This window comes from Pseudomonas fluorescens Q2-87 (assembly GCF_000281895.1).
GTDB lineage: Bacteria > Pseudomonadota > Gammaproteobacteria > Pseudomonadales > Pseudomonadaceae > Aquipseudomonas > Aquipseudomonas fluorescens_S.
Window position 1 is genome coordinate 4,608,230 of record NZ_CM001558.1, and the last position, 22,984, is coordinate 4,631,213.

The following is a 22,984-nucleotide window of genomic DNA, read 5'->3' on the forward strand; positions in this document are numbered from 1 at the left end:
TCAAACAATTTGCTGCGCGGCACTTGCGCAACGGCCGCCCCCCTGCTTGAATCAGACCGTCGGCCGAAATGTGACCGATGAGTCACAACATACTTCCAAGAAACTTTTTGCCGGCCGGAACCCTCAGGTTCCGCCTTGTCCCTCCGGCAGACTGCCCGCCATAACAATACCCGTCGACCGTTTTATGGATCGACATGGGCCTTATCTTCCAGGCGAATGCCTACCTGTCACATTGCCCGTGCAATCTCATTGCGCGCATACCCGCTTGCCTAGGAGTCTTATGACATGAGGCCAGAAATCGCTGTGCTGGATATACAGGGTCAGTATCGGGTTTACACGGAGTTCTATCGCGCAGACGCCGCACAAAAGACCATCATCCTGGTCAACGGCTCGATGGCCACCACTGCGTCGTTTGCACAGACCGCAAAAAACCTCTACCCGCAGTTCAATGTCGTGCTGTACGACCAGCCCTACGCGGGCAAGTCCAAGGCCCACAACCTGCACGAGACAATGCTGACGAAGGAGATCGAAGGGCAGATTCTCCTGGAGCTGATCGACCATTTTGCCGCCGAGCATGTGCTGTCGTTCTCCTGGGGCGGCGCCGCCACGCTGAGCGCCTTGGCGCAACGCCCGCGACGCATCGAGAAAGCCGTGATCAGCTCGTTTTCACCGGTGCTCAATGCACCGATGCGCGACTACCTGGAACGCGGCGTGGATTACCTGGGTAGCCTGGACGGCGACCGGGTCGGGCACTTGGTCAACAGCACCATCGGCAAGCATTTGCCGCCGCTGTTCAAGCGCTTCAACTATCGCCACGTCAGCAGCCTGGCCGAGCATGAATACGGGCAGATGCACTTCCACATCAGCGACGTGCTCCACAGCGACCAGCAGTGCTACATCAACGCGGCAAAAAAAATCAACGTCCCGGTGCTGTTCCTGAACGGCGAGTGGGACGAATACACCTCGGCCACGGACGCCAGGCTCTTCGCCAACCACGTGCAGCACAGCACCTTCAACACGCTACAAGCCACCGGGCACTTCCTGGACATGGAGCACAAGGCCGCGTGCCGGGACAGCCGCAACGCCTTGCTGGGTTTCCTCACACCGGAACACCACGAAAGCCGACCGCGCTATAACTACGTGCAGGATTACCATGCACTGGCCATCTGAAACGAGTCCTGGCGAGCAAGCCCCTGCTGCCCCTCCAGCAATGGGGCTTGCCCGCCAATGACCGCTCTGGTTTGAGGCTCGCGTAGACGACTGGCAGCACGCGAAGTGAAGAAAAACTTCAAATCCGCGCCCACATCTGGTACAAAGTCAGCCGCTCTGAGCGGGTGTCGTATAATGGCATTACTCCAGCTTCCCAAGCTGATAACGAGGGTTCGATTCCCTTCACCCGCTCCAATCGAATTTTTCCCACGTTGGTATCGACGGGGGATGCAGGAAAAGAAAAACCGGCCTTGATGGCCGGTTTTTTTATATCCGAGACTTGACTCAAGGTACGTAAGAATCCGCCGGCTTGTGCGTTTTTGGAGTGGGTTCTATCGTTTTTCGGTCGCTGGAAAAACAGCGATCGGGTTTGGTAGCCCCTCCGCATCGACGCATAGTGTCACCTTGCACGGCCATCTCTAGGCCGGCGCTTTATGGTGGCCATGCGCAGGGCTCCCTCCGGGGACGCCGGTTCCGATGCCCGGCCTACCGACCTTCGATGACCACTACCCTCCGTTTGGTGCCTGTGCAGGCATAGTGTGGGAATCAAGCCGTAGCTACGTAGGGAGTCGACAAAGCCAATCGCTCAAAAAACGCCTCCAAACATGTGTTACCTCAAAGCCATTTCCACAACGGCAAGTCGTAGAACTACCCACGTATGCAATTCGCCTACTCGGTGAAGCTCTGAGCGAGCTTGCGTTGGGCAACACCGTTAAAGTTGTTCCGATTCATGCAGAGCTGCCCCCCCTGGAAGGGGCTGATCTGCTCAAGTTTGCTGACTTGATGGAATACAAAAACCGACGTGAACAGGACAGTCACGCGATTCAGGATGAGCTAGCCACTTAGGCGCAGGTGCTGGGGATGGTGTACGAATCAGGCGTTCACCTTACACGGCAGTTTATGACGCGAATGTTCTCTACCCTGCACCCTTGCGTGATTTTTTGATGCGTCTTGCAGTGACCGGTGCGTATCGCGCGCGCTGGTCAGCGCAGATCCACGATGAATGGAAGCGCAATCTATTGGTGAAGCGACCAGATCTCACGGTCGATCAAGTAAACCGCTCTTCAGCGCTCATGGATCGGGCCATCCCGGATGCCCTCACTGATTACGAATCGATTTGTCGCGCAGCTGGATCTTCCGGACGCTGATGATCGGCACGTTCTCGCCGCTGCTCAAACATGCTTAGCGACAAAAGCGACGACGACGAACACGGTCAGAGCGAACGCTGCACCGATGCTGAACGGCAACCACGTAACGCGGAATGTGGTCGGGGCCGGGCGCCTCATCTCTTCTGCTAAAGCCTCTACTTCTCGATGTAATTGCTCAATGCTTGCCTGATGACTTCGATGTGTGGACATCTCTTTTCTCCTCCGAGGTCGCGGGGCCCTGCTGAGTCATTGAAACGTTTCTAGCAATCCTGAGCCATGTGATATTGACGCATTGTTGCGATCCAGCACTCAGATTTTAACCCAAACACTCGTAAAGGCGACAATGGCGGTCACTACCCCAGCCCCTACTGCGTATGGGTACCAGAAAGCTTCATGCTTCAGCTTCGTTTCTTCGGCTGTAAGCTTGCGAGTCTCAGCCAACAACTTTCGAGTTTCGATCAATAGCTTATCGAGCTCTAAATTATCGCGGTCGTTCTGAAGCATTGATCATCCTTCCAGGGTTTAAACCATCGCCCTAAGCGTCGCTTTCTGCGCAGCCGGCGAAATCTGTCGGACGTCGATCGCAATGCCAATCGAATAGTCCATCTGCGGAGCACTATTTCCTATCTGCCCAGTTGTAGATAGCGGGCGGCGCCCCATGAATTTGTAGGCAAACTCAGCGAGTTGCGTACAACAGAGGATCAACTGCTTTTCGGTCAAATCATCTTGTTAACGCTTGTTTTTGGTAGAGCCAACCTCGGACATAGTAATGAGAAAAATGAATGCCGTGGTGAGGGAGCTTGGCATCCTGCTCATCGTGCTGTTCGCAATATCCGGCCGCCCAACTGTCGCCACGGCATCACTGAAGAGCTTTTCCACGGCACCGGCTGTGGTCAGGTCAGCTTGCAAGGCCACGGCCTAGGATAAGCACGCTCGGGCTGGATGGACTGTTCAGTATTGACGCCCAATCACCCATCATTCGATCCCGCATTCATCGGTCATGTTTAGCCTGAAATTAGGGTTTTGAGCCAGTGAAAGTCACACTGCGTAAAACACGGAGCAACGCCTGAATGCAACTTATCGATTCGCACCTTCCTAGGTATCACTTCAGCGAATTGCATTATTTAGACATACCCGCAGATCCTTCCCATGCCATGGCGGCAATCCTCGCCCATCGCCCTGAAAACGACCGGTTTTTTCGATATGCAATCAAGCTGCGTGAGCTACCGATGCGCCTGTTGGGTCAGCTTCGACATCGCAGAGCTGATCGATCCGCTTCTTTCGGCATGGATAACTTCACCCTACTCCAGCGCAATGGCGACACGGAGATCGCTTACGCGCTCGCAGGGAAGCTTTGGAAAGCCGACTACGGCCAGGTCCTTGTCGCTGATGCCGAGGCGTTCCGGATATTCAACGAACCGGGGCAGGTGAAGCTGATCATCAGTTTCAGCTGCCGGTTGCTGCGGCCAGGCTTGACGAGAGTCACCACGCAAACGCGGGTACACTGCCTCGACGCCGATGCGCTGCGCCGTTTTAGGTCGTACTGGTACCTCATTCGCCCCGTCAGCGGCCATATCCGTCGGCGCATGCTTAAGGCCATCGCGAGACGTTGCGCTAGTCCAACAACGGAACCTATCCAGGGAAGCTAGACGATAGGCCCCTGCGGCAGGAGCCCACTCCCGCTTGAATGCGACCCGCTCAAGAGAAGCCTTCAAACCCCCGGCAAATGCCCCAACGGCAGCGCCCCCGGCGTCTTCACCGTATTGATCGCAAAGTTGCTGCGAATGTCGCTTATGCCCGGCAGTTTTAGCAGATGGCCGGTGACGAAGCGGTCATAGGCCCGCAAGTCCGGCACCACGACTTGCAACAGGAAATCCGACTCGCCTGACACCAGAAACGCCGAAATCACTTCCGGCAACGCCGTGACCGCCTGGCGAAATGCTTCGGCTCGTTCGTCGGTGTGTCGCTCAACCTTGACCCCGACAAAAATCGTCAACCCCAGGCCGACTTCGTCCCGATCAAGGATGGCTTGGTATCCGCGAATCACCCCGGCCTCTTCGAGCATCCGAACCCGACGCAGGCATGGGGAGGCGGACAGGCCAATTTCTTCAGCCAGCTGCACGTTACTCAGGCGACCGTCCCTTTGCAGCGCGGTGAGGATTTTGCGATCGAAGGCGTCTAATTTCATAGATTGGCAGTTTCCGATTCATTCCGTCGAGTTTGTGGCAGATTATGCCAAATCAGAAGGCTTTAGAAGCTGATTTCGCAACCACCTGCCCTGCCCATCGGTTCTAGACTGGCACCTCCCCATTCATCGCAAAAAGCAGGTGCGGCATGGCAGAGCTCTGGTTGTTCTTGATGGCGTTGACGGTGGCGTTCCTGCTGCCAGGACCGGACATGATTGTGTTGCTGCAAACCGGCGCCCGTCGGGGCCGGGGCGCGGCGTTAGCAACCGCGGTAGGCCTGGGGATTGCTCGGGGATGCCATGTTGCGCTGGCGGCGTTGGGGCTCTCGGCGTTGTTCAAGACTGCGCCGTGGACCTTTGACTTGGTACGCCTGGCCGGGGCAGCCTATTTGATGTGGATCGGTTTCCAATGCTTGCGCACTCCATTGTGGTCCAGCTTCGAAGAGAGGGAGGCCCAGACAGGAAAACACAGTGGATACCAGGCAATTCGTCGAGGCCTGCTGACCAATTTGCTCAATCCCAAAGCGCTGCTGTTCTGCTCGGTGCTGTTGCCGCAGTTCATCGCCCCCACAAGCGGGCCGGTACTGGAACAGTTCGCGATCCTGGGCGTGGTGTTGGTCAGCGTGGGTTTCCTGTTCGATAGTGCCTATGCGCTGGTCGGCGTAGCGCTCGGCCGCTGGATCCAGCGTTCGCCTTCGGCCCAGCGCGTGCAGCAGTGGTTGTTCGGCAGTCTCTTGATTGGCTTCGCGGTACGGCTGACGTTTGTGCAGCAGTCATAGGACCTGGGACAGGCTGATCGGACTCACAGAGGGGAGCTCGGCAAATCGTGCCGAAAACACTGAGGGCTGCTTCGCACCCCAGCGGGAGCAAGCTCCCTCGCCACACAAGCATTACGTTCGGCTTCACATCCCGAAATAAACCCGCCCCGCGTCGCTACCGCCCTTGTGCGAAGCCACTTCTAGACTTCGTTGCAGTGACTGCGCGAACCTTCCGAGATCGTCTTTGGTGGTTATAGTGTTGATCATTAATTTCCAGTAGGTATAGTACCCACCAAGAACACCACACGGAGGTGTTGTGAATAGCCGATTTTTGATAAGCCAGATCATTGCAGACGGTTGGTATCTGGTGCGGGTTCGGGGCAGCCACCATCACTTCAAGCACCCAACCAAACCGGGACTGGTCACGGTCCCTCATCCAAAGAAGGACCTGCTCAAGAAAACGGCCATCAGTATTTTGCAACAGGCGCTGCTTCAGCCGGCCCGTTGCGCGACGTTCCCGGAGGACGATGAAGATGCTTTACCCGATTGCGATTTCCATGGGCGATGACACGCACGCCTGGGGGGTTGAGGTGCCGGATATACCCGGTTGTTTTTCCGCAGGCGACGACCTGGACGAGGCCATGGCGATGGCGCGTGAGGCGATCGAGGGTCATTTCGAGATCCTGGCTGAAGACGGCTCGCCGATCCCCCCGGCCAACACCGTCACCCTGCACGCAGCCAATCCGCAATATGCTGGCTGCACCTGGGCACTGGTGGACATTGACGTGACCAAGTACCTGGGCAAGGCGCAAAAACTCAACATCACGTTGCCTGGCTACCTGCTCAACCGCATTGACGAATATGTATTGCACCATCCTGAAGAGAAGAGCCGCTCCGGCTTCCTCGCTTCAGCAGCGCTGAAGGTGTTGCAGCAAGGGCGGTGAGGAAGCGGTCATGACTTGGGGGCGAGCTTGCTCGCGATAGCGGTGTGTCAGGCACCTTGATATTGCTGACCCGACGCCATCGCGAGCAAGCTCGCCTCCACAGTGCTTTACATAGCCACCCCAGGGCTACGCAGCTATTTATTCTCTGATTTGGACTCCTGCATCTGCACCGAAGACTTGGTGCCGTCGGTGTTGTCCTTGGTCTCGTTATCCGAGTTGTCGAAGCAGCCGTGCAGGGCAAACAGGCAGCAGGCGAGGCAAAACGTGCGGGTGAGATTCATGATGTACTCCGATGCTGAGGGCTTTCAGGAGTGACCTGCGAGAGTGCCAATGGTTGCGACTGTCATCGTGCCGGACGATGAACGTCGACGGATGCCTGCGAGGAAATGTAATTAGAATTTTCACCGCTTCGTTGCTGTCACACCAGGCAGGTGTATTCAAAAAGGATCGCAGCAATGACCTTCGCAAAAATCGCTCAAAAACTGGCCCTCTGGGCCGGCAGTCCAAAGACATTTCTCGGGGCCATCGTGTTGTTGGTGCTGTGGGCCGCCAGCGGGCCTTTTTTCCAATTCAATGACACCTGGCAACTGATCATCAACACGTCGACGACCATCATTACCTTCCTGATGGTGTTCCTGATCCAGAACACCCAGAACCGCGACACAGATATCTTGCACCTGAAGGTCGACGAATTATTGCGCGCGACCAAAGAGGCGCAAAACGCAATGCTCGGACTCGAGTCGCTGGACCTCAAGCAATTGGAGGCACTGAGAAAGCATTACCAGGCCATGGGCGAAGGCCAGGCCAAGGGCCTCGACGGTCTGGAAGAACCGAACAAGGTCGACTTGAACCAGTGCTGACGAAGAATGCGCGAGGGACATGAGGTCACTCGCGCAGCCCCGCTAACGTCAGGGCAACGGATTGCCACCCGTCACGCCAAAGACTTCCCCTGTGATGTAACTCGATTCCTGTGACGCCAACAGCACATAAAGCGGTGCGCATTCGGCCGGCTGGCCTGGTCGCTTCATGGGTACCTGGGAGCCGAAGGTAGGAATTTTCTCTTGCGGTTGTCCGCCACTGGGTTGCAAGACGGTCCAGATCGGACCCGGTGCCACTGCGTTGACGCGGATGCCCTTGCTGATCACCTGCGAGGCCAGCGACTTGGTGAACGCCACGATTGCCGCTTTGGTGGTTGAATAATCCAACAACGTCGCGGACGGATCATAGGACTGGATCGAGGCCGTATTGATAATCGTCGCCCCCGCCGGCATCAGTGGCAGCGCCTTTTTGCAGAGCCAGAACATCGCATAGATATTGGTTTTCAAGGTGTCGTCGAACTGCGCGGTGGTGATATCGGCGATGTCTTTTTGCGCTTCCTGTTTACCGGCAACGTTGACCAGGATATCCAGGCCACCGAGTTGCTCGTGGGCCTTTTCCACCAGTTGCACACAGAAAGCCTCGTCCTTGAGATCACCCGCAATGGCAATCGCCTTTCGGCCTTCGGCTTCGATCAGTTCGACGACCTCTCGCGCATCGCGCTCTTCGCTGGGCAGATAGTTGATCGCCACATCGGCGCCTTCGCGGGCGTAGGCAATGGCAGCCGCGCGGCCTATTCCTGAATCCGCTCCGGTGATCAAAGCCTTGCGCCCCTCCAGGCGGCCAAAGCCTTGATAGGTTTTTTCGCCATGATCAGGCCTGGGCACCATGTCCTGGTCGATACCCGGCGGCGATTGCGGCTGGTCAGGAAATGGCGGATGGGGATATTGCGTCAGCGGGTTCTGCATCGCGTATTGGTTGGGTTCTCGGCGTGTAGACATCGAGGTTCTCCTTTTCGGCGGGCAAAAATCAGCCGGGGCGCGACCGCCCGGGCTGGAATATGAATGTGCGACGGATCAACGGCTGGCCTGTAGCGCCCTCGCCATCTCGAGATGGGTCTGCAATTTAGGCAAGGTCTCGTCGGCGAAGGCCTTTATCTCCGGCACCTCAGTGGTCTGGGCCTCCTGTTGAATTTGCGCAATCGCTTCCTCGGTGGCCTTGACCTGGCTGGCGGCATAAGCGGCCTCGAACGAATCGCCTTCCTGTACCTGGGGTATCAGGGCTTTGGCCTTGTCTGCCACTTCTTCGCGTGGTGCGACGGGCAGGTCGAGCTTCTTGGCGATTTTTGCCAAGTGCTGGTTGGCGGTGGTGCGGTCGTTGATCACCATGATCGTGTAATCCTTCACCTCCCTGGATTCGGCTTTTCCATGGGCCATGCGACTGGCCTCGATGTCCGCCATGCCTTTGGCGGAGGCATCGTTGATGAATTCGGCAGGCGATTGGGCCCAGGCACTGTGGGCACCCAGGCCCATCAACACGACAAGACTGGCGGTGCGAAAAAAGATGGCCAAGCGGCTCATGATCGCGCCCTCCTCTGATAAAAGTTCTGGCGAGTTCTACGCCACAGAATCAGAACCACCGTTGACGATTCAGCGACACGTCTGGCCTGGCTTGCGGCCAATTTCGGCTTTCGGCGGGTGCCTATCAGCGGTCGTGATGGTGGTTCTCCCACTTTTGCGACCCGCTTCAGACACCTTCGTTCGATCATGGGCGTTATTAGCAGGATGATATTTTCCCGGACCAGGCATCATTCAATCCTCCAGATTCACGGATGTTGGCGAGCAAGGCCCGCCTGATATTCGAAAGGCTGGAGAACTGAAAGGTTTGAAAATCCGTTCGCTGCCACGACGAACGGTGACGTGTCGTCAGATGCCAAAGGCCTGGTGGTTATGGCGCTTGACGGCGTACATCGCCTCGTCGGCGTGACGGAACAGCGCGACGTCTTCGACGCCATGGTCGGGAAAACAGGCCACGCCGATGCTCGGTTCGATGCTCAGGTAATGCCCGTCCAGGCGTAACGGCTGGGACAGTGCATGACGGATTTTTTCCTGCACCCGGTAGGCATCTTCCAGTGCCTGGATGCTATGGAGCAAAACCACGAACTCGTCTCCACCAATGCGCGCGACGGTGTCGCTGTCGCGGATACATCCCTTGAGACGATTGGCCACCGTTTGCAACAACATGTCGCCCACACCGTGGCCGTAGGTGTCGTTGACCTGCTTGAAGCGATCCAGATCGATATACAGCAAGGCCATTCGCCCTGACGTGGCGCGTGCGACAGCCAGCGCAGCCTTGAAACGCTCGCGCAGCAATTCTCGGTTGGGCACCTGGGTCAGTTGATCGTATTGCGCCATGTGCTGTAACCGGGCGTGTAGCCGCTGGCGCTCGATGGCGATGGTGATCTGTGCACAGACGTATTGCAGCAGCTCCTTGTCCTGCTCGGTGTACCGTTCGCTGTCGGCAGCGCTCTTGACAATCAGTGCGCCGATCGTGCCGCTCTGTGAGTTCAGCGGCACGCCCAGCCAACAAGGCGCGTCTGGCTGCGCCATGAGGTCGCAAAAAACCGGTGACAGTTGACTGCAGCCAGGCGTCAGCAGGATTGGCTGGCCACTGCGAATCACCTCGGCGCACAAACGTCCGGTGACCGTGCCTGGCAGTTCAGGCTGCCGCTCCCGGTCATCGACGTGATAAGCGAAGTCCAACTGCGCACACTGCTCGTCATATAGCGCGACCGAAAAATTCAGCGCCGGCAGCCATTCGCCAATGATCAGGTGGATACGTGTGAACAACGCCAGCAGGTCCGCAGCGGCATGGGCGGCCTCGGAAATCGCATACAACGCCGCCTGTCGGGACTCGGCCAGCTTGCGCTCGGTGATGTCTCGCGCCACGGCGATCCGCAACTGGTCCGCCGACGACCAACGGGCCGACCAAAGGATATGCACCACGCGACCGTCCTTGCGCAGGTAGCGGTTCTCGAAATTGAGCTTGGGCTCCCCGCCCATGACCTCGCGAGCCGCCTCAAGGGTCCGCTGACGGTCGGCGGGGTGCACCAGATCGATCATCTGCCGGCCGATCAGCTCCTGCGGGGTGTAACCGAAGATGCGTTCGCAAGCGGCACTGACAAACACGAAGCGCCCATGGGCATCGACCGCACATACAGCGTCCAGCAGTAGGTCGAGGTAACTGGCCAACGGCGTGGCGTTTGGAGTGTCCATGAAGCTGAAGGCCATCCGGATAATGCAGCGGTGGGCGAAGCCTAGCGATGAGGATAGCCTATTGCAATCAAGGGGCGCTGAGCGAAAGTGCTCATTGATCGGTAAAAAACACCATGGCGGCGTAAGGAGCCTGCCGACAGGCCTTGAGCCGCGACGCCAGGTCGCCAACATGTACTTCGAGTTTATGTCCGTCTGGGTCGAGAAAGTAGAACGAGTCGCCTTCGCTGCGATTATGTTGAGCCACAGCGCATCGACAACATCTATGCAGATATGGATGAACTAAACCGCAGCAAAACCTGGGGCAAACGGCCGTATTTCCGTGCTCCGACAGCGCGCCCGGATTCGCCGCCCAAACCCTTAGGCAAAGTCCTACATGGAAGTCTCCAGTAACACTCAAACATGCCAGAAACGGCCGATTCAAAGCCCTGCACGACGATCTGTAAAGTCCGGAAACATACAAACAACGAAACACCCCACGGACAGCAACGTTAACCAAGGAATGTAATCGCACCATGAACCAGACTGCGCAACCGACTCATCGCTTCAGCAACTACCGCAAGGTCATTTCCCTCGCAGATCAGGACTGGCAGAGTGCCGAAGCTGGGAAAATCTCAGGGCTGAATGTCGAGGTCAAGACGCCCAACGTGCTGGTCGACCAGTACGGCCGGACTTTTCATCACTTCTGTACCACGTCTTACCTGGGGCTGGATTACCACCCCGCGCTGCTGGACGGCGCCATGACCGCGCTGTGGGAAACCGGGACCCTGCGGGTCGCCAACTCAAGGAACCGCTGCAAGCTGGCGCTCCTGGACCAGTACGAAACCCAATTGTCGGAACTGTTCGGCGCCAGTTGTCTCAGCGCACTGTCGTGCAGCGCGGCAAGCGCCGGGATCCTGCCGCTGCTGGCCAGCGGCACGTTCACCGATGATCATCCGCCAGTCATGGTGTTCGACAAGCACGCCCATTATTCAATGAATCACCTCAAGGCCGCCTGCGCCGATGAAACCCAGGTCATCACTTGCCCACATAACGATATGAATTTCATCGAAGACTTGTGCAAGCGGCAACGCAACGTCGCCTATGTCGCCGACAGCGCCTACAGCATGGGCGGCATGGCGGACCTCGACAGCCTGTTCTATCTCAAGCAACGCTACGGCCTGTTTCTCTACCTGGACGACTCCCATGCCCTGTCCGCTGTCGGGGACTGCGGCAGCGGCCTGGTCCGTTCGCGTTTGCCCGCCGTGGACGAGCGCACCCTGATCGTCGCCTCGCTGGCCAAGTCATTCGGGGCCAGTGGTGGCTTGGTCATGTTCGGCAGCGAGCGGCATAAAGCGCTGGTGCAACGCTATGGCGGCCCGAGCAATTGGTCCCAAAGCCTGAACGCCGCGGCCATTGGTGCCGGCATGGCCTCGATACGCCTGCACAGCGGCCCGGAGTTCAGCGCCTTGCAGGCGCGGTTACAGGCTAATATCCGTTTCTTTGACACCCTCATTCGTACCGAACAGCATGGCAGCCCCATGGCGATTCGCCTGGTGCCTTGCGGTGAAACACCCCTTGCCAACCGCGTGGCGGTCGAATTGGCCGAGCTGGGGTATTTCACCTCAGCGGTGTTTTTTCCGGTGGTACCGCAAGGCAAGGCCGCCATTCGCATTACTTTGCGCGCCGATATGGAACAGGACGTGATTCGTACTTTCTGTGAACGGATCACCCATCTTCTGCTGGTCCATGGTCGCGATATCCGCCCTTGAAACGAGTCTCTTGATGAAGAACCGTACAACCCTGGCCGTCACTTGCACGACCGTGTTCCTGGCTCAGTTGGGCATGAGCATTTATCTGCCGGCCCTGCCTGACATCGCCCATGACTTGGGCGCCGATCCGTCCCGGGTGTCCTGGGGGCTGTCGGTGTACCTCATCGGCATGGCGCTGCCCATGTTGCTGTGGGGCAGTCTGAGTCAGCGCCTGGGACGCAAACCGGTCTTGCTGGCGGCATTGGGGTTGTATGGCCTGGGCAACCTGGCATTGCCGCTGGGCACCACGGTCGAGGCGTTCCTGGCCCTGCGGTTGATCCAAGGGATCGGCGCCAGTGGTATTTCGGTAATGGCGCGGGTGCTGATACGCGACAATTTCAGCGGCGATCTACTGGCCAAGGCGCTCTCATGGATCTCGATCGCTTTCGTGATCGCCCTCGGCATCGGCCAGTATCTGGGTTCGCTGATCCAGGCCGCTTTCGGCTGGGAAGCAATCTTCCATGGCCTGGGCGCCGCCAGCCTGGTCATGGCAGCGGTCGTTTCCCGGGGCCGGTTCGCGGCGCTGACGGAAACCAGCAACGGGCAATCGGCGTTGCGCACCTACAGGCAGTTAGTGGGATGCCGGAGTTTTCTGCTTCCCGCGCTGGTGGGTGGGTTGGGGTACGGTGTGATCGTTGCCTTCAATACGGCGGCGCCGCTGATTCTCCAGGAAAGTTTTCACTGGTCGCCGATCGAGTACGGCCTGCTGGGCTGGCCGATCAGTGCAGCGTATCTGCTCGGTGCGCTGGCGGTGAGCGCTTGGGTGGTGCGTACAGGCCAACGACGGATGATGGGCTGGGGTGTCATGCTGGTATTGGCCGCCAGCGCGACCATGCTGGGGGGCAGTCTGGTCTTGGGCGGCATCGCGCTGGTTTTCTGGCTGCCCTATTGCTTCGCGGTGTTCGGCCAATCGTTGAACTACCCCGTCAGCCTGTCACTGGCCAACGAAGGCTCGCCGGTGGCCGGTGCCTATGCCATGGCGCTGAGCGGTTTTCTGCATCAACTGATGGCAGCGGTGATCGGCGCCATGGCAAGCCTGCTGTTGAGTCAACAGGCCTGGCCGCTGGCAGCGTTGTGTACGCTGTTGGGGGCGGCGGCGATGCTCTGTGTGAAGCTGATGCCGCCCCGAGTCGCTTAGTACGCGCTGCGGAAAATCTCTTCGATCTGCCGCTGGTCCGCCGCCCTTGGGTTGGTCAGGCCGCACGCGTCTTTCAAGGCATTGGTAGCAAGCACCGGTACGTCATTGAGGCGCACGCCCAAGTCACGCAAACCGGCCGGAATGTCCACGTCACGGGCCAGGCTGCGGATCGCTGCAATGGCGGCCTGGGCCCCCTCTTCCGGGCTGAGCCCGCGCGTATCGCCCCCCATCGCATGAGCCACATCCGTCAGGCGATCAGCGCACACCGAGGCGTTGAAGCTCTGCACATGAGGCAATAGCACCGCGTTGCATACACCATGAGGCAAGTCGTAGAAACCGCCCAACTGATGCGCCATTGCATGGACGAAACCCAGCGAAGCATTGTTGAAAGCCATCCCCGCGAGGAACTGGGCGTAGGCCATGTTCTCCCGCGCCGCCAGATCGCCGCCGTCGCGCACGGCAAGACGCAAGTTGTTGCTGATCAGCGTGACGGCCTTCAGGGCGCACGCATCGGTGATGGGGTTGGCGACCGTGGACACGTAAGCCTCGATCGCATGGGTCAACGCATCCATGCCAGTGGCGGCAGTCAATCCCTTGGGCATCGCCACCATCAGCGCCGGGTCATTCACCGACATCAGCGGCGTCACGTTGCGGTCGACAATCGCCATTTTCACGTGGCGGCTCTCGTCAGTGATGATGCAAAAGCGGGTCATCTCGCTGGCGGTGCCGGCCGTCGTATTGATGGCGATCAGCGGCAACTGTGGCTTGGTAGAACGATCAACGCCCTCATAGTCACCGATATGCCCACCGTTGGTGGCACACAGGGCAATCCCTTTGGCGCAATCATGGGGCGAACCGCCGCCCAGTGACACGACGAAATCGCACTGGCTCTCCTTCAGCAACCCCAGCCCGAGCTCGACATTGGCGATGCTTGGGTTGGGCTTGGCACCGTCGAAAATCACCGAGTCGATATCCTGAAGCGCCAGTAACCCGGCCACCTTGCTCGCAACGCCGGCCTTGGCCAGCCCCGTGTCGGTGACGATCAGCGCCTTGCGAAAGCCATAGTTACGAATGGCCGTCATGGCCTCGTCGAGACAACCCAGGCCCATGACGTTCACGGCGGGAATGAAAAAAGTACTGCTCATGGGACACGCTCCTGGGGAGACCGAGGTGACAGGGCCTACAGAATGACCGAGTAGTCGGGGCGTATCTTGATCTGGCTCAAGACTGGGTCGTGATAAAGTCGCGCCCTGCCTTTGCCACGTTTTGAGATGAGTTTCGCAATGACCGATTTCCAGGAATATGACACCCGGCTCGAAGACTGGGAGGCCTTGCGCGCTGACATCGCGTTCAGTGGCTTGCTGGTAGGCAACGGTGCCAGCCGTGCGGTGTGGGACGATTTCGGCTACGACTCGCTGTTCGAAAATGCCCGCACCGTCGAGGAAAAACCCCTGAGCCCGTCGGAACTGAGTGTGTTCGAAGCGATGCGGACCCGCAGCTTTGAGCAAGTGCTCGGTGCGCTGAAGACCACCAGTCGGGTCAACAAAGCCCTGGCCGTCAGCTCCGCCGCTCCTCGCAATCGCTACTACGCGATCAAGGAAGCGCTGATCAACACCGTGCATGCGGTGCACATCCCGTGGCGCCTGGTGCAACCGTCGACGCTGGCGGCGCTCAGCCAGGAGCTGGGCCGCTATTGCACGGTGTTCACCACTAACTACGATCTGCTCAACTACTGGTCGATCCAGCACGCGCCCGGCAGCATGACCGACCTGTTCCAGGACGGCGACCACCGTTTCGACCTGAGCCAGGTGAGCACCGATAAACCGCGCCTGCTGTATCTGCACGGCGGCCTGCACCTGGTGCGCAACCAGGACGGCACGGCACGCAAGCTTCCCGCCACCGAAGGCACATTGCTGGGCAGCTTCGCCATCAACAACACCCTCAAGACCCTCGACGACGTACCTTTATTCGTCAATGAAGGCCCGAGCGAAGACAAGCTCAAGACCATTCGCAGCTCCGATTACCTGTCGTTCTGCTACGACCAGTTGCTGCACCACAGCGGTAGCCTGTGCCTGTTCGGCCATGCGCTGGGCGAGCAGGACCGGCATATCGTCCACGCCCTTCGCCAAGCGGCCCCCAGCACTGTGGCTATCTCCATCTACCCGCGCAGCCAGGCGTTCATCCAGCACCAGAAGCGCCATTACGCCAAGGTCTTCGAGGGGCTGGATGTGCAACTGCGGTTCTTTGATGCCAAAAGCCATCCGCTGGGCGATCCGAAGCTATCGGTGCCGGTGGAGGTGTAGCGTCTGTGGCGAGGGAGCTTGCTCCCGCTGGACCGCGAAGCGGTCCCATTGGCTTTCAGACATCAAGCTGCCAGACGACTGCTTCGCAGCCGAGCGGGAGCAGGCTCCCTCACCACATTGGTCATTGCCACTTCACAGCCGTCATCGCGAGCAAGCTCGCTTCCACAAGGATGGGTTCAAAGCGCAACCACGGTCTTGTCCTTGATCACGGTCGTCGGGCCGTTGGCCTGGACGCTGGCGATGCCTTTGTCCCGGGCGGCCTCGGATGAGTAGGCTTCGCTGCTGCCAATCACTTCGTGGTTACCGGCCTTGAGGTTGAAGTACGGATGGCCATCCTTGGTGTTCTTCAATTCGTAGCGTTCGGCCAACGGACTGTTCTTCTGCACCGACGCAATGCCGCTGTCGGCACCGCTGCGGGCGGCGTACAGCTCGCTGCTCAATATCGTTTCAGCGTTGGCCGCCTTGAGCACAAACCGAAACTGGCCGCTGCTGCTTTTGCTGACTTCATACCATCCGGACATGATTGTTCTCCTGGCAATTGGGGCAAGCTCCGAGAGTAAAGACCCGCTTCGCTTGCTCCGCCAGTTCACTGCGCAGCGTGACGAATAGGGGTGCTACAGGGAGATGGCCGTACCCAGCAGAGTCAGGAATCCCGCCAGCCAATTCGGATGCGCGGGCCAGGCTGGGGCGGTGGCGAGGTTGCCCTGGACATGCCCTTGCGTCACGGGAATGTCCATGTAGGTCCCGCCGGCCAGGCGCACTTCCGGAGCGCAGGCCGGATAGGCGCTGCATTCGCGCCCTTCGAGGATGCCCGCCGCCGCCAGCAGTTGCGCACCGTGGCAGACCGCGGCAATCGGCTTGCCAGCCAAATCGAAATCACGTACCAGCTGCAGGACTTTTTCATTCAGGCGCAGGTATTCCGGCGCACGACCGCCCGGCACGAGCAGCGCATCGTAATCGGCGGCTTCGACACCGGCGAAATCATGATTGAGGGCAAACAGATGCCCGGGTTTTTCGCTGTAGGTCTGGTCGCCTTCAAAGTCATGGATCGCCGTGCGCACGGTCTGGCCGGCGCGCTTGTCCGGGCAGACCGCGTGCACGGTATGGCCGACCATCTGCAAAGCCTGGAACGGCACCATGACCTCATAATCTTCGACGTAGTCGCCGACCAGCATCAGGATTTTCTTGGCCGCCATGGGGTGGGACTCCTTTGGGAATGCGTGGGGAAGTGAACGCATTAAAGGTAGCCCGGTAAGTCAGTCGCTGAAGGATAACCGGTGATTTCCTGACGGGCTGCACGACATGCAACGCATCCTGTGGGAGCGAGCTTGCTCGCTCCCACAGGGCCCCTCGCGCTAGAGGGTGCCATCAGCCCGCAGCAGCGTTTCCAGGCAATGCTCGGTGATGTGGTAGAAAGCCTTGAGCTCTTCGATCTTGGCCAGCAGCTCAGCGGGGTCAGCCGGTTCCGCACGCTTGACCGCCAAGATCATTTTGTTCTTGTTGGTGTGGTCCAGGGAGATGAACTCGAACACCTTGGTTTCGTAGCCACACGCTTCCAGGAACAGCGCCCGCAAGCTGTCAGTGACCATTTCAGCCTGCTGGCCCAGGTGCAAGCCGTATTGCAGCATCGGTTTGAGCAAGGCCGGGCTCTGGATCTGCAGGCGGATCTGCTTGTGACAACATGGCGAGCACATGATGATCGAGGCGCCCGAGCGAATGCCCATGTGGATTGCGTAGTCGGTGGCGATGTCGCAGGCGTGCAAGGCGATCATCACATCCACTGCGCTGGGTGCGACGCTGCGCACGTCACCGTGCTGGAAATTCAGGCCCGGGTGCTCCAGTCGCGCCGCAGCCTCGTTGCACAACTTGACCATGTCTTCACGCAGCTCGACGCCGGTTACCACGCCTTCGGCCTGCAAGGTGTTGCGCAAGTAGTCGTGGATGGCAAAGGTCAGATAGCCCTTGCCCGAACCGAAATCCGAGACCCGCACAGGTTTGTCCAGGGCCAGTGGCGAAGATGTCAGCGCATGGCTGAAGACTTCAATGAATTTGTTGATCTGCTTCCATTTGCGCGACATCGCTGGAATCAGCTCGTGCTTGTGGTTGGTCACGCCCAGGTCGGCGAGGAACGGCCGGCTCAGGTCAAGAAAGCGGTTTTTTTCGCGGTTGTGCTCGGCGGACGGCACTTCACGCAGTTGCTGGGGCTTGCTCTTGAACAGGGAGCTCTTGCCCTTCTTGCTGTATTCCAACTGCGCCTCGTCGGTGACCGCCAGCAGGTGTGCGTTCTTGAACGACGCGGGTAATAGCCCAGCAATGGTTTCCACGCCTTCGACCACCGGCAGGTTCTTGGTGATGTCGCGCGTCTTGTAGCGATAGACGAAGGACAGGCATGGTTGGTCCTTGACCGTCAGCTGCTTGATGATCAGCCGTTGCAGATCCGCTTCGTCACCGACGTACTTGGCCAGCACCAGCTTGATGAAAGCGTTTTGTTCGAGGCTGGCTCGCAGCAGCTCGATGAACTGGGCGTGGTGATCCGGCGCGGGACGGACGGGGGTTGCGGTGGCGGACATGAAAAAGCGGCCTCGGGCGGGGGCGAATCGGGAATGGCGTATTTTAAGCTGCAAGCTGCAAGCTGCAAGCTGCAAGCTTGAAGCTCGTAGCTTACCCCAACACCACCAACCGATTCGGCAGCTCATTGCGCTCGTGGGTCACCGGCACGTGTTCCTTGAGCAGTTCGCCGCAGGCTTCGATGCAAGTCACGAAGCCTTGCAGCGTCTGGCCCTGGCGGACCTGTTGGGTGAAGGCTGCGACGATGGCGTTCCAATGGGTGTTGTCCAGGCGCTTGGAAATGCCTTCGTCCACGAGGATTTCCACATAGCGCTCGGCCTCGCAAACGAAGATCAGCATCCCCGTACTGCCCACCGTGTGGTGCAGGTTCTGTTCGAGAAACTGCCGGCGCGCCAGGTTGGAGGCCCGCCAGTGGCGCACGGAACGGGGAATCAGGTGCGTGGTGATCCGGGGAATGCGCAACACCAGGCACAACACGATGAAACTGACCCACTGCACGATCAACAGGCTGTGCATGGCCAGCCAGCCAGTGAGGTAATGCACCACGCCGGGCACCACCAGGGCCAGCAGGCTGGCCCATAGCAGCGGGATATAGGCGTAGTCGTCGGCGCGGGCGGCCAGCACCGTGACCAGTTCGGCGTCGGTATGCCGCTCGACCCGGGCGATGGCCTCGGCGACCTTGCGTTGTTCGTGTTCAGTCAGTAATGCCATGGTTAAAAGTGCCTGCTCATTATTATTGTCACCAGCCGCCCGACGAACCGCCGCCCCCGAAACTTCCCCCGCCTCCGCTGAAGCCGCCGCCTCCACCGCCTCCGCCAAAGCCTCCACCGGAACTGCCCGAACCACTGGAACCACCGCTTCCGGACGGCAGGATACCGAGCATCTGGCACACCAATAGGGTCAAGATAAACAGTATCACCAGGAAGATGAACAGCCCCGGATGGCGCTCGACGAAATCGGGCGGTTCCTGCTGGCCGTCCGTGCTGTACGCCGGCGCAGGCTCATCCAGCGGGCTGCCGCCCAGCACCACGAGCATCGCCGACACGCCGTCGCTGATGCCTTTGTTGAAATTGCCAGTCTTGAATGCCGGAGTGATCACCTGATGGATGATCACGGAACTCTGGGCATCGGTCAGGCGATCTTCCAGCCCGTAGCCCACTTCGATGCGCAGTTTACGGTCATCCCGGGCGACGATCAGCAGCGCGCCGTTGTTCTTGTCCTTCTGCCCGATGCCCCAGTGCCGACCCAGTTGATAACCGAAGTCTTCGATGCTGGTGCCTTGCAGGTCCGCCAGGGTGACGACGACCACTTGTTCGCCGGTCGCCTGCTCATGAGCCTTGAGCTGCGCCTCCAGCTGCGTGCGCACCGAAGGTTCGAGCATCTGGGCGGTGTCCACGACCCGCCCGGTCAGCTCAGGGAATTTCAATTCGGCCTGGGCCGTGAGTGCAACCGCCCAGAGCAACAGCACCTGGACAACTTTCAACACGCGCATTGGAACCTCTGTGGGAGCGGCGGTTCGTCGCCACGACTTGCTCGCGAAAGCGGTGGGTCAGCTTGCATTGATGTTGGAGCGCCGTCGCCTTCGCGAGCAAGCCCGCTCCCACAACGTTTCAGATCGTCGAGCATTGATCAAAACTTCACTTCAGGCGCTTTTTCGGCGTTGGGGCTGGTGGCCTCGAAGGTCTCGCGGATCGGCAGGTCGCTGTACATCACGCTGTGCCACAAGCGGCCCGGGAAGGTACGGATTTCGGTGTTGTACTTCTGCACCGCCAGGATGAAGTCACGGCGGGCCACGGCGATGCGGTTCTCGGTGCCTTCGAGTTGTGATTGCAGCGCCAGGAAGTTCTGGTTGGCCTTGAGGTCGGGATAACGCTCGGACACCACCATCAACCGGCTCAATGCACCGGACAACTGATCCTGGGCCTGTTGGAACTGCTTGAGTTTTTCCGGGTTGTCCAGGGTGTTGGCATCGACCTGGATCGACGTGGCCTTGGCCCGCGCCTCGATCACCGCGGTCAGGGTGTCCTGCTCATGCTGGGCGTAGCCCTTGACGGTTTCCACCAGGTTGGGAATCAGGTCGGCGCGGCGCTGGTACTGGTTCTGCACCTGGCCCCAGGCGGCCTTGGCCTGCTCATCCAGGGTCGGGATGTTATTGATGCCACAACCGGCCAGCAGCGTCGTCAACAGCATCAACGCCAGCCATTGCAGGCCATGGCGGTGGTTCAGTCGTAGATTCGTCAAATGAAACGCTCCCTTGCGTGATATAGAAAAACACCGCCACCTATCTCACCGGCGTCTGGGGCATAATCTGCCGCCGCGCTGGATTGAATCGGGTCGATGGGCTAAAAGATGCGCGGGGCGAAACTAAGTTCAGCCCCCTGGGTTCGAAAGTGTGCTGTATTTGACCGAACAACAATAGCCGCTCCTCACATTTTGGCTGACCGGCGTGTCCTGATCACCGCCCTTTAGGCTTGCGAGAAAATTATTCATGAAGAAGCTGTGTTTGCTGGGCCTGTTTGTCACCTTGGCCAGTCAATCCGTATTTGCCGACAACCTGCCAGCCCCCATGGAGAACAAGGACGCGTTCATCAGCAACCTGATGAAGCAGATGACCCTCGAGGAAAAGATCGGCCAGTTGCGCCTGATCAGCATCGGCCCGGAAATGCCCCGGGAGCTGATCCGCAAGGAAATCGCCGCCGGTAACATCGGCGGCACCTTCAACTCCATCACTCGCGCGGAAAACCGTCCGATGCAGGACGCGGCGATGCGCAGCCGGTTGAAGATCCCGATGTTCTTCGCCTATGACGTGATCCACGGCCACCGCACGATTTTCCCGATTCCCCTGGCCCTGGCCTCGAGCTGGGACATGGACGCCATCTACCACTCCGGCCGTATCGCCGCCCAGGAAGCCGCGGCCGACAGCCTGGACATCACTTTCGCGCCGATGGTCGACATTTCCCGCGACCCACGCTGGGGGCGGACCTCCGAAGGCTTTGGCGAAGACACCTACCTGGTCTCGCGCATCGCCGGGGTGATGGTCAAGGCATTCCAGGGCAACGGCGCCAACGCGGCCGACAGCATCATGGCCAGCGTCAAGCACTTCGCCCTGTACGGCGCGGTTGAAGGCGGCCGGGACTACAACACCGTGGACATGAGTCCGCTGAAAATGTACCAGGACTACCTGCCGCCCTACCGTGCCGCCATCGACGCCGGAGCCGGCGGGGTGATGGTCGCGCTGAACTCCATCAACGGCGTGCCGGCCACTGCCAACACCTGGCTGATGAACGACCTGTTGCGCAAGGAATGGGGCTTCAAGGGCCTGGCGGTCAGCGATCATGGCGCCATCTTCGAACTGATCAAGCACGGCGTCGCCCGTGACGGTCGCGAAGCGGCGAAGCTGGCGATCAAGGCCGGCATCGACATGAGCATGAACGACTCGCTCTATGGCAAGGAGCTGCCAGGGCTGCTCAAGTCCGGCGAGATCGAGCAGAGCGACATCGACAACGCCGTGCGCGAAGTGCTTGCGGCCAAATATGACATGGGCCTGTTCAAGGATCCGTACCTGCGCATCGGCAAGGCCGAGGAGGACCCGGCCGACACCTACGCCGAAAGCCGCCTGCACCGCGCCGATGCCCGTGACGTGGCGCGCCGCAGCCTGGTCCTGCTGGAAAACCGCAACCAGACCTTGCCCCTGGATAAAAGCGCAAGAATTGCCCTGGTCGGCCCGCTGGCCAAGGCACCGATCGACATGATGGGCAGTTGGGCCGCCGCCGGACGTCCTGCGCAGTCGGTCACTTTGTTCGACGGCATGACCCGCGCCCTGGGCGCCGAATCGAAACTGATCTATGCCCGTGGCGCCAACATCACCGGCGACAAGAAGGTGCTCGACTACCTCAACTTCCTCAACTTCGACGCCCCGGAAGTGGTAGACGATCCACGTCCGGCCCAAGTGCTGATCGACGAAGCGGTGAAAGCGGCCAAGGACGCCGATGTGGTGGTGGCCGCCGTGGGCGAGTCCCGTGGCATGTCCCACGAATCCTCGAGCCGCACCGAGCTGAACATTCCCGCCAGCCAGCGTGAGCTGATCAAGGCCTTGAAGGCCACCGGCAAACCGCTGGTGCTGGTGCTGATGAACGGCCGCCCATTGTCGTTGCTCGACGAGCAGCAGCAAGCCGATGCGATCCTGGAAACCTGGTTCAGCGGCACCGAAGGTGGCAACGCCATCGCGGACGTGCTGTTCGGCGACTACAATCCGTCGGGCAAGCTGCCGATCACTTTCCCACGCTCGGTGGGTCAGATTCCGACCTACTACAACCACCTGAGCATCGGCCGGCCGTTCACGCCGGGCAAGCCGGGCAACTACACCTCGCAGTACTTCGATGACACCACCGGCCCCCTCTATCCGTTCGGCTACGGCCTGAGCTACACCGAGTTCAGCCTGTCGGACATGGCCCTGTCATCCACCACCCTGAACAGGACCGGCAAGCTCGACGCCAGCGTGACGGTGGAAAACACCGGCAAGCGCGACGGCGAAACCGTGGTGCAGTTGTACATCCAGGACGTGACCGGCTCGATCATCCGTCCGCTGAAGGAACTGAAAAACTTCCGCAAGGTGATGCTCAAGGCCGGCGAGAAGAAAGTCGTCCACTTCACCATCACCGAAGACGAGCTGAAGTTCTACAACGCCCAGCTCAAATACGCCGCGGAGCCCGGCAAGTTCAACGTGCAGATCGGCCTGGATTCCCAGGATGTGAAGCAGCAGAGTTTTGAGTTGCTCTGACCCTCGAACGCCACAAAAACCAGTGTGGGAGCGGGCTTGCTCGCGAAAGCGGTTTAACAATCAACAGAGATGT

At 59.4% G+C, this 22,984-nt stretch carries 22 protein-coding genes, 1 tRNA gene and 4 pseudogenes; 12 read left to right on the forward strand and 15 right to left on the reverse strand.

Annotation, left to right across the window (positions count from 1 at the left end; all coding sequences use genetic code 11):
- Positions 1 to 285 precede the first annotated feature (285 nt).
- The 3 genes and pseudogenes from PFLQ2_RS07620 to PFLQ2_RS30700 all read left to right on the forward strand — a co-directional run.
- Positions 286 to 1,170 carry an alpha/beta fold hydrolase gene (locus PFLQ2_RS07620; protein WP_003184391.1) on the forward strand — a complete coding sequence of 295 codons (885 nt, stop codon included), beginning with the start codon at positions 286 to 288 and terminating at the stop codon, positions 1,168 to 1,170.
- Between the two features lie 160 nt (positions 1,171 to 1,330).
- A tRNA-Gly gene (locus PFLQ2_RS07615) sits at positions 1,331 to 1,404 on the forward strand.
- 677 nt (positions 1,405 to 2,081) lie between these two features.
- A pseudogene (locus tag PFLQ2_RS30700) lies at positions 2,082 to 2,418 on the forward strand (PIN domain-containing protein); the annotation flags it as partial.
- Between the two features lie 248 nt (positions 2,419 to 2,666).
- Here the strand turns inward: PFLQ2_RS30700 and PFLQ2_RS28075 are convergent.
- Positions 2,667 to 2,861 carry a hypothetical protein gene (locus tag PFLQ2_RS28075; RefSeq protein WP_025212339.1) on the reverse strand — a complete coding sequence of 65 codons (195 nt, stop codon included), beginning with the start codon at positions 2,859 to 2,861 and terminating at the stop codon, positions 2,667 to 2,669.
- Positions 2,862 to 3,161: 300 nt separating this feature from the next.
- Positions 3,162 to 3,275: pseudogene (locus PFLQ2_RS30705) on the reverse strand (SDR family oxidoreductase); the annotation flags it as partial.
- 152 nt (positions 3,276 to 3,427) lie between these two features.
- On the opposite strand from PFLQ2_RS30705, the gene PFLQ2_RS07610 reads away from it, so the two are divergent.
- Complete coding sequence (locus PFLQ2_RS07610) at positions 3,428 to 4,006, forward strand: hypothetical protein (protein ID WP_003184397.1); 579 nt, start codon at positions 3,428 to 3,430, stop codon at positions 4,004 to 4,006.
- A gap of 62 nt (positions 4,007 to 4,068) precedes the next feature.
- Here the strand turns inward: PFLQ2_RS07610 and PFLQ2_RS07605 are convergent, their stop codons facing one another.
- Positions 4,069 to 4,545, reverse strand: a complete 477-nt coding sequence (locus PFLQ2_RS07605) for an Lrp/AsnC family transcriptional regulator (RefSeq protein ID WP_003184399.1) — start codon at positions 4,543 to 4,545, stop codon at positions 4,069 to 4,071.
- Positions 4,546 to 4,691: 146 nt separating this feature from the next.
- Between PFLQ2_RS07605 and PFLQ2_RS07600 the strand changes: the two genes are divergently transcribed.
- From PFLQ2_RS07600 to PFLQ2_RS07595, 3 genes and pseudogenes are all read left to right on the forward strand, one after another.
- Positions 4,692 to 5,321, forward strand: a complete 630-nt coding sequence (locus PFLQ2_RS07600; RefSeq protein WP_003184400.1) for a LysE family translocator — start codon at positions 4,692 to 4,694, stop codon at positions 5,319 to 5,321.
- Positions 5,322 to 5,616: 295 nt separating this feature from the next.
- Positions 5,617 to 5,793 (forward strand): annotated as a pseudogene (locus tag PFLQ2_RS29020) (type II toxin-antitoxin system HicA family toxin); the annotation flags it as partial.
- Positions 5,794 to 5,833: 40 nt separating this feature from the next.
- On the forward strand, positions 5,834 to 6,244 hold the full coding sequence (locus tag PFLQ2_RS07595; protein WP_003184405.1) for a type II toxin-antitoxin system HicB family antitoxin: 411 nt from the start codon (positions 5,834 to 5,836) through the stop codon (positions 6,242 to 6,244).
- Positions 6,245 to 6,378: 134 nt separating this feature from the next.
- On the opposite strand, the gene PFLQ2_RS30490 is transcribed toward PFLQ2_RS07595, so the two are convergent.
- Positions 6,379 to 6,525, reverse strand: a complete 147-nt coding sequence (locus PFLQ2_RS30490; protein ID WP_003184407.1) for a hypothetical protein — start codon at positions 6,523 to 6,525, stop codon at positions 6,379 to 6,381.
- 174 nt (positions 6,526 to 6,699) lie between these two features.
- Between PFLQ2_RS30490 and PFLQ2_RS07590 the strand changes: the two genes are divergently transcribed.
- Positions 6,700 to 7,104 (forward strand): low affinity iron permease family protein, encoded by a 405-nt coding sequence (locus tag PFLQ2_RS07590; RefSeq protein ID WP_003184410.1) that lies wholly within the window; start codon positions 6,700 to 6,702, stop codon positions 7,102 to 7,104.
- A 48-nt stretch (positions 7,105 to 7,152) separates the two neighbouring features.
- On the opposite strand, the gene PFLQ2_RS07585 is transcribed toward PFLQ2_RS07590, so the two are convergent.
- The 4 genes and pseudogenes from PFLQ2_RS07585 to PFLQ2_RS29030 form a co-directional block, all read right to left on the reverse strand.
- Complete coding sequence (locus PFLQ2_RS07585) at positions 7,153 to 8,061, reverse strand: SDR family oxidoreductase (RefSeq protein WP_003184412.1); 909 nt, start codon at positions 8,059 to 8,061, stop codon at positions 7,153 to 7,155.
- A 75-nt stretch (positions 8,062 to 8,136) separates the two neighbouring features.
- Positions 8,137 to 8,640, reverse strand: coding sequence for a DUF4142 domain-containing protein (locus PFLQ2_RS07580; protein WP_003184415.1), 504 nt, complete (start codon positions 8,638 to 8,640; stop codon positions 8,137 to 8,139).
- A gap of 345 nt (positions 8,641 to 8,985) precedes the next feature.
- On the reverse strand, positions 8,986 to 10,335 hold the full coding sequence (locus tag PFLQ2_RS07575) for a sensor domain-containing protein (RefSeq protein WP_003184418.1): 1,350 nt from the start codon (positions 10,333 to 10,335) through the stop codon (positions 8,986 to 8,988).
- Positions 10,336 to 10,426: 91 nt separating this feature from the next.
- Positions 10,427 to 10,573, reverse strand: a pseudogene (locus tag PFLQ2_RS29030) (glutathione transferase); the annotation flags it as partial.
- Positions 10,574 to 10,847: 274 nt separating this feature from the next.
- On the opposite strand from PFLQ2_RS29030, the gene PFLQ2_RS07570 reads away from it, so the two are divergent.
- Together PFLQ2_RS07570 and PFLQ2_RS07565 are read left to right on the forward strand one after the other, a co-directional pair.
- The gene (locus PFLQ2_RS07570; RefSeq protein WP_003184422.1) at positions 10,848 to 12,083 is read left to right on the forward strand and encodes an aminotransferase class I/II-fold pyridoxal phosphate-dependent enzyme; all 1,236 of its coding nucleotides are present in this window, start codon (positions 10,848 to 10,850) and stop codon (positions 12,081 to 12,083) included.
- 13 nt (positions 12,084 to 12,096) lie between these two features.
- Positions 12,097 to 13,260 carry an MFS transporter gene (locus PFLQ2_RS07565; protein ID WP_003184424.1) on the forward strand — a complete coding sequence of 388 codons (1,164 nt, stop codon included), beginning with the start codon at positions 12,097 to 12,099 and terminating at the stop codon, positions 13,258 to 13,260.
- Here PFLQ2_RS07565 and yiaY read toward each other — a convergent pair.
- Positions 13,257 to 14,405 (reverse strand): L-threonine dehydrogenase, encoded by a 1,149-nt coding sequence (gene yiaY, locus PFLQ2_RS07560; protein ID WP_003184426.1) that lies wholly within the window; start codon positions 14,403 to 14,405, stop codon positions 13,257 to 13,259. The two genes, PFLQ2_RS07565 and yiaY, sit on opposite strands and share 4 nt — an antisense overlap.
- 138 nt (positions 14,406 to 14,543) lie before the next feature.
- On the opposite strand from yiaY, the gene PFLQ2_RS07555 reads away from it, so the two are divergent.
- Complete coding sequence (locus PFLQ2_RS07555) at positions 14,544 to 15,563, forward strand: DUF4917 family protein (RefSeq protein WP_003184429.1); 1,020 nt, start codon at positions 14,544 to 14,546, stop codon at positions 15,561 to 15,563.
- A 176-nt stretch (positions 15,564 to 15,739) separates the two neighbouring features.
- On the opposite strand, the gene PFLQ2_RS07550 is transcribed toward PFLQ2_RS07555, so the two are convergent.
- From PFLQ2_RS07550 to PFLQ2_RS07525, 6 genes are all read right to left on the reverse strand, one after another.
- Positions 15,740 to 16,084 (reverse strand): YegP family protein, encoded by a 345-nt coding sequence (locus tag PFLQ2_RS07550; protein WP_003184431.1) that lies wholly within the window; start codon positions 16,082 to 16,084, stop codon positions 15,740 to 15,742.
- 93 nt (positions 16,085 to 16,177) lie between these two features.
- Positions 16,178 to 16,759: a DJ-1/PfpI family protein gene (locus PFLQ2_RS07545; RefSeq protein ID WP_003184433.1), complete on the reverse strand. Its 582-nt coding sequence runs from the start codon at positions 16,757 to 16,759 to the stop codon at positions 16,178 to 16,180.
- 159 nt (positions 16,760 to 16,918) lie between these two features.
- Positions 16,919 to 18,133: a class I SAM-dependent methyltransferase gene (locus tag PFLQ2_RS07540; protein ID WP_003184435.1), complete on the reverse strand. Its 1,215-nt coding sequence runs from the start codon at positions 18,131 to 18,133 to the stop codon at positions 16,919 to 16,921.
- A 91-nt stretch (positions 18,134 to 18,224) separates the two neighbouring features.
- Positions 18,225 to 18,842, reverse strand: coding sequence for a TPM domain-containing protein (locus tag PFLQ2_RS07535; protein WP_003184437.1), 618 nt, complete (start codon positions 18,840 to 18,842; stop codon positions 18,225 to 18,227).
- A 28-nt stretch (positions 18,843 to 18,870) separates the two neighbouring features.
- Positions 18,871 to 19,623 carry a TPM domain-containing protein gene (locus PFLQ2_RS07530; RefSeq protein WP_003184440.1) on the reverse strand — a complete coding sequence of 251 codons (753 nt, stop codon included), beginning with the start codon at positions 19,621 to 19,623 and terminating at the stop codon, positions 18,871 to 18,873.
- Between the two features lie 137 nt (positions 19,624 to 19,760).
- Positions 19,761 to 20,321, reverse strand: coding sequence for a LemA family protein (locus PFLQ2_RS07525; RefSeq protein WP_050551606.1), 561 nt, complete (start codon positions 20,319 to 20,321; stop codon positions 19,761 to 19,763).
- A 298-nt stretch (positions 20,322 to 20,619) separates the two neighbouring features.
- On the opposite strand from PFLQ2_RS07525, the gene bglX reads away from it, so the two are divergent.
- Positions 20,620 to 22,911 carry a beta-glucosidase BglX gene (gene bglX / locus PFLQ2_RS07520; RefSeq protein ID WP_003184444.1) on the forward strand — a complete coding sequence of 764 codons (2,292 nt, stop codon included), beginning with the start codon at positions 20,620 to 20,622 and terminating at the stop codon, positions 22,909 to 22,911.
- The last annotated feature ends 73 nt before the right edge of the window (positions 22,912 to 22,984 follow it).